Source organism: Acidithiobacillus sp. TH-A36, assembly GCF_057473445.1.
In genome coordinates this window covers 1-4718 of record NZ_JBYCKP010000325.1, presented here as the reverse complement: position 1 = coordinate 4718, position 4718 = coordinate 1, and the positions used below count along the sequence as shown (strand labels likewise).

Annotated in this window: 6 protein-coding genes and 2 pseudogenes; 1 reads left to right on the top strand and 7 read right to left on the bottom strand. The window is 54.6% G+C overall.

Translation table 11 applies throughout. The features are described 5' to 3' along the window. The 7 genes and pseudogenes from AC2VLY_RS08725 to AC2VLY_RS08695 all read right to left on the bottom strand — a co-directional run. A pseudogene (locus tag AC2VLY_RS08725) lies at positions 1-314 on the bottom strand (aminomethyl-transferring glycine dehydrogenase subunit GcvPB); the annotation flags it as partial. Beyond that, positions 311-1654 carry an aminomethyl-transferring glycine dehydrogenase subunit GcvPA gene (gene gcvPA, locus AC2VLY_RS08720; protein WP_486922115.1) on the bottom strand — a complete coding sequence of 448 codons (1344 nt, stop codon included), beginning with the start codon at positions 1652-1654 and terminating at the stop codon, positions 311-313. The pseudogene AC2VLY_RS08725 and the gene gcvPA, both read right to left, overlap by 4 nt. A gap of 5 nt (positions 1655-1659) precedes the next feature. Further along, positions 1660-2043, bottom strand: a complete 384-nt coding sequence (gcvH, locus tag AC2VLY_RS08715; protein WP_193651616.1) for a glycine cleavage system protein GcvH — start codon at positions 2041-2043, stop codon at positions 1660-1662. Positions 2044-2047: 4 nt separating this feature from the next. Then, positions 2048-3157 carry a glycine cleavage system aminomethyltransferase GcvT gene (gene gcvT / locus AC2VLY_RS08710; protein ID WP_486894101.1) on the bottom strand — a complete coding sequence of 370 codons (1110 nt, stop codon included), beginning with the start codon at positions 3155-3157 and terminating at the stop codon, positions 2048-2050. A gap of 23 nt (positions 3158-3180) precedes the next feature. Continuing rightward, complete coding sequence (locus tag AC2VLY_RS08705; RefSeq protein WP_010639747.1) at positions 3181-3666, bottom strand: YajQ family cyclic di-GMP-binding protein; 486 nt, start codon at positions 3664-3666, stop codon at positions 3181-3183. Positions 3667-3699: 33 nt separating this feature from the next. Then, the gene (locus AC2VLY_RS08700) at positions 3700-4194 is read right to left on the bottom strand and encodes a molybdenum cofactor biosynthesis protein MoaE (protein ID WP_486891766.1); all 495 of its coding nucleotides are present in this window, start codon (positions 4192-4194) and stop codon (positions 3700-3702) included. A 3-nt stretch (positions 4195-4197) separates the two neighbouring features. Next, positions 4198-4440, bottom strand: coding sequence for a MoaD/ThiS family protein (locus AC2VLY_RS08695; RefSeq protein ID WP_486891767.1), 243 nt, complete (start codon positions 4438-4440; stop codon positions 4198-4200). Positions 4441-4470: 30 nt separating this feature from the next. On the opposite strand from AC2VLY_RS08695, the pseudogene AC2VLY_RS08690 reads away from it, so the two are divergent. After that, positions 4471-4718 (top strand): annotated as a pseudogene (locus AC2VLY_RS08690) (protease SohB); the annotation flags it as partial.

Sequence of the window (4718 nt, the reverse complement as noted above, 5' to 3'; positions counted from 1 at the left end):
CCCTGCATGGCGGGGGCCGGAGTATCAGGATGCAGACGGGCAAAACCGGGTAATGAAGCCATGGCATGGGCAATACGCGGATTATATTTCATGGTACAGGAACCCAGTGGGTAAAACTGGGTATCAATGGAAAAATTTTTCTGGGACAAGCGGGTATAATGGCGCAAAACATCCAGTTCGGAAGCATTGGGCAAATTCAGCGGTGTCTTGCGGAGTAAATCTTCGGGTATATCAGCGGGTAATTTCTGTCTTGGCAAATGGTGATCATGGGCAAAAATTGTGTCATTCGGGGTTTCTGTCACAGCTGGATTCATTGGGCCTCCAGAAGGCTTTTCAGCGCATCCCGATAAGTCAACAGGTCGGCTTCTTCCAGTAATTCCGTCGTACACACCAGCAAATCCCCCGGTTCACCCATTTCCCATTCACGCAAAGGAATACCCGCGAGCAGCCCATGGCCCAGCAGAGCATCGCGAACCACCGTGGCGGGCAGCGGCAGGCGCACGACCCATTCATGGAAAAAAGCACCCGCATAGGGGAAACTCACCCCCGGCAGTGCGGCCAACAGCTCGCGTAATTGCCGGGCGCGGGTATGGCAGAGGCTGGCGGTTTCCTGAAGACCATGGCTTCCAAGTGTCGCCATATGAATGGTGGCAGCAGTGACCATCAAGCCCTGATTGGTGCAGATATTACTGGTAGCCTTACCCCGCCGGATATGCTGTTCACGAGCCTGCAGCGTCAGACAATATCCTGTACGACCCTGGGCATCGACGGTTTTGGCGACCAGACGACCCGGCAATTGCCGGACATGGGCTTTGCGGCAGGCAAGAAATCCAAAATAGGGCCCCCCTCCAGTCAGCGGAATCCCCATGGGCTGGCCCTCACCCACAGCCATATCAGCGCCCTTCCCGCCCCAGTCGCCGGGAGCCTTCAACACGGCCAAGGCCAGCGGATTGACTACTGCAATGGTTAACAATCCCTGGGCATGTGCCCAGTCTGTCAGCTTGTCCACCGGCTCCAGCATGCCAAAGGCGTTAATCTGGGGAACAATCAAAGCCGCTGCATCGCTCGCATCGCCGGGAATCTGCAACGTGCCGCTGATGGGATCATAAGGCACTACTTGCAGAAGGATATTCTGCATGCCTAGCACCGTATCCAGCACGCTGCGCCAGCCGGGCAGAAGATTCTCCGGCACCAGGATGCTTTTTTCGCTCCCTTGAATACGCAGAGCCATCAGACAGGCTTCTGCCAAACCGGAGGCGCCGTCGTACAAGGACGCATTACTGACTTCCAGGCCAGTCAGGCGAGTAATGAAACTCTGGTACTCATAAAGTACCTGCAAGGTACCCTGACTGGCTTCCGGCTGATAAGGCGTGTAAGCAGAGTAAAATTCGCCCCGAGCGGCAATTTCCCAGACAATCGCGGGAATATGATGCGCATAGGCACCTCCGCCAGCAAAGCACAATAATGGCGCATTCGCCCGGGCCCGGCCTTCAATCTCCCGGCCCAGGGCCATTTCGGACAAGCCTTCCGGCAGCACCATGTCATGAACCTGCAGACCGGACGGAATTTCATCGAAAAGCGCATCCAGACTATTCACGCCAACGGCGGCCAACATCGCTGCCGTTTCCTCCGCATCATGGGGAATATAGGGCATTCGGCCTATGCCTCCGCAATTTTGGCGTAAGCCGTTGCATCCATCAGTTCTGCAAACGCAGCGGATTCAGCAGCCACGACCATTATCCAGCCTGTTCCATAGGGATCTTCGTTGAGCAGTTGCGGACTGTCACTCAGTGCTTCATTACGCTCCAGAACCTTACCCGTAATGGGCGCATACAAATCCGCCGCCGCCTTTACCGACTCCAGAACACCACAAACCGTCCCGGCTTGCAGGTCTTTTCCGACTTCGGGAACTTCGGCATACACCAGATCACCCAGCAGCGCCTGGGCATGATCGGTAATTCCAATCCGGTAACGTCCATTACCCAGATCCTCGGCCCATTCGTGGGTGTCACTATAACGTAATGATTGCGGAATTTTGCTCATGCCTTCAACACTCCTCGGTAAAGGAAAAAGTAGCGGCGCCCTGACGCCAGAACGGCGGCTTGACCACCATGGCCGGTTTGCGGGCACCGCGAATGACTAATTGCAAAATGCTTCCTGCCGCTACCGGAATATCGACCCTGGCCAGGGCTATACCACATTGCAGACTCGGAGAAAAAATACCGCTGGTGACCACACCGCAAGGCGTCCCTGCAGCATCTTCCAGCACATAGCCGTGCCGGGGAATACCGGCAGGCAGGGCGATACCAATCAGACGTGGCCCTTCGCCCCGGGCCAGTTCCGCTTCGAGTGCGTTTCGGCCCATAAAATCGCGATCGGAATCGCGCAAATCCACGGTCCAGCCCAGATTGCTGGCATAGGGAGAAACCGAGGTATCCATATCCTGACCGTATAAGTCCAGGCCAGCTTCCAGGCGCAGGCTGTCCCGGGCAGCCAGTCCTGCTGGGGCAATCCCTGCTGTCAGCAAACGCCCGGCCAATTCCGGCAAAAGGGTATTTGCCGCTATGATTTCTACGCCATCTTCGCCGGTATAGCCGGTCCGGCCAATAAAAAATCCATCCTGTTCCAGCGCAGTAAAAGGCTTCAGTGACTCCAGGGCGGGTATTTGCAGCAAATCGGCCACCCGCACCCGTGCCTTCGGTCCTTGAACAGCAACAATACCCAGATCAGAGCGTTTGCTTAGCGTCACTTGCCAGGCATGCTGGTCGATGAGCTTTTGAAAATGGGCGGTATCTGCCTCTGCACCCGAAGCATTCAGGACTATCCGATAAGTATCGCCTCCCCGATAATACACAATCAGATCATCAATAATGCCGCCATCCATCTGCAACATGGTGCTGTACAGAGCTTTACCCGGGTGGGCATCCAGCTTGGCCACGTCATTGGCCAGGGCATGACGGAGCAGGCTGCGGGCATCCTTGCCTTCAATATCCAAAGGGCGCATGTGGGAAACATCAAAAAAACCCACCGCTTCACGTACTGCCTTATGTTCGGCGAGCTGCGAGGCATATTGCAGGGGCATTTGCCATCCTGCAAAATCCACCATGCGCGCCCCTTGCGCCAGATGCCAGTCATACAGCGCCGTCTGTTTTGTCATTGCCTCGCCCCAGAACCTTTCGATTAATCGCGGAAATTATTGAATTGCAGGGGTAAGCCAAAATCTTCAGAACGCAAGGCAGCAATGGCGGCCTGCAGTTCGTCGCGGCTTTTACCCGACACCCGCAGCTGGTCGCCCTGAATACTGCCCTGAGCCTTGAATTTACCATCCTTGAGATGTTTGATCATGCGCTTGGACACTTCAGTTTCCAGCCCGACTTTCAAGGTAAGCACCTGACGTTCCATGCCTCCCGCTGCAGCGGCTGTTTTCCCGACATCCAGAGCCTTCAGATCCACGCCGCGCTTTACCAGCCGGGCTGAAAATAAATCAATCATCTGGCCCAGTTTGTATTCATCTTCGGCCAGCAAAATGATTTCTTTGTCTTTTCGGTCAATAGATGCCTTACTGCCCTTGAAATCGTAGCGGGTGGAAATTTCTTTTTGCGTAGTATGCAGGGCGTTATCTACTTCCTGCATATCCACTTCAGAAACCACATCAAAACTTGGCATAAACCGTTTCCTCAATCTGCCGTTGGGCAGGTTTTAACTGGAGTGAAGCCGTTGATCCGGATAGGCTGAAGGTACTGAATGACTGTGCCCCTCCCGACTCCCGGCCCGACAACCCGGGCAATCTGTGACCCAGCGGGATCCTTGCGGGGTGATTTCTTTTTTCCAGAAAGGCGCAGAGGTCTTGAGAACATCTATTAAAAAACGACAGGCATCAAAAGCCGCAGCCCGGTGCCGGGACCAGACCGCCACCAGAACAATATTATCCTGAGGCTGCAACAAACCGTAACGATGAATAATGAGGCTGTCGAAAATATCGTAAGCTTTTGCGGCCTGCATACTGACGCGTTCCAGCTCCTTTTCCGTCATACCCGGATAATGCTCAATTTCCATGGATAAAATGTCGCTGGCGTCGCTGTAATCCCGCACCGTACCCACAAAAGTCACCAATGCCCCGGCTCCGCTTACCCTAGCCATTTCGGCACAGGCGGTTGACGCATCAAAATCTTCTTTCTGAACGCTAACGATCATCCATCAACCTCCGGTTACCGGAGGGAAAAAAGCCACCTCATCTTCATCTTTAACCGACGCCGTAAAGGGAACATGCTGCTGATTCAGAGAAGCCAGCAGATGGGCGTCATGCAATTCCGTCCCGGCCTGCCCCTCGACCATGGTCAGCACTTCTTCTACCGTAAAACCACCAGGCGGACAGGCCAGCTGCATTTCGGCCAACCCGACACGCTCACGCACACTGGCAAAAAACTTCACATGAATCATCTACGGAATCCATTTTCAGGAAGATTGCAGATGATAACGCCCCCAAGCCCTGAGCTTCAACCAGAAGCCACAGCCAACCTGCGTGAAGCACTTTGGACCTGGATGCATCTGGTATATAGTCGCTGCATGGAAAACTTCTTCAGTCACTACCTCACTTTTCTCGCCGAAACAGCCACCATAGTAGTCGCCATCCTGATTGTCGCCGGAGGCATTGCTGCCATCGCCCTCAGCAAGCGCAAACCCGCACCTGCAGGTCAGGTCCAGGTTACGGATTTACG

Coding starts and splice junctions, on each gene's coding strand:
- gcvPA (WP_486922115.1), bottom strand. CDS start 1,654: ATGCCCTATATTCCCCATGATGCGGAGGAAACGGCAGCGATGTTGGCC.
- gcvH (WP_193651616.1), bottom strand. CDS start 2,043: ATGAGCAAAATTCCGCAATCATTACGTTATAGTGACACCCACGAATGG.
- gcvT (WP_486894101.1), bottom strand. CDS start 3,157: ATGACAAAACAGACGGCGCTGTATGACTGGCATCTGGCGCAAGGGGCG.
- AC2VLY_RS08705 (WP_010639747.1), bottom strand. CDS start 3,666: ATGCCAAGTTTTGATGTGGTTTCTGAAGTGGATATGCAGGAAGTAGAT.
- AC2VLY_RS08700 (WP_486891766.1), bottom strand. CDS start 4,194: ATGATCGTTAGCGTTCAGAAAGAAGATTTTGATGCGTCAACCGCCTGT.
- AC2VLY_RS08695 (WP_486891767.1), bottom strand. CDS start 4,440: ATGATTCATGTGAAGTTTTTTGCCAGTGTGCGTGAGCGTGTCGGGTTG.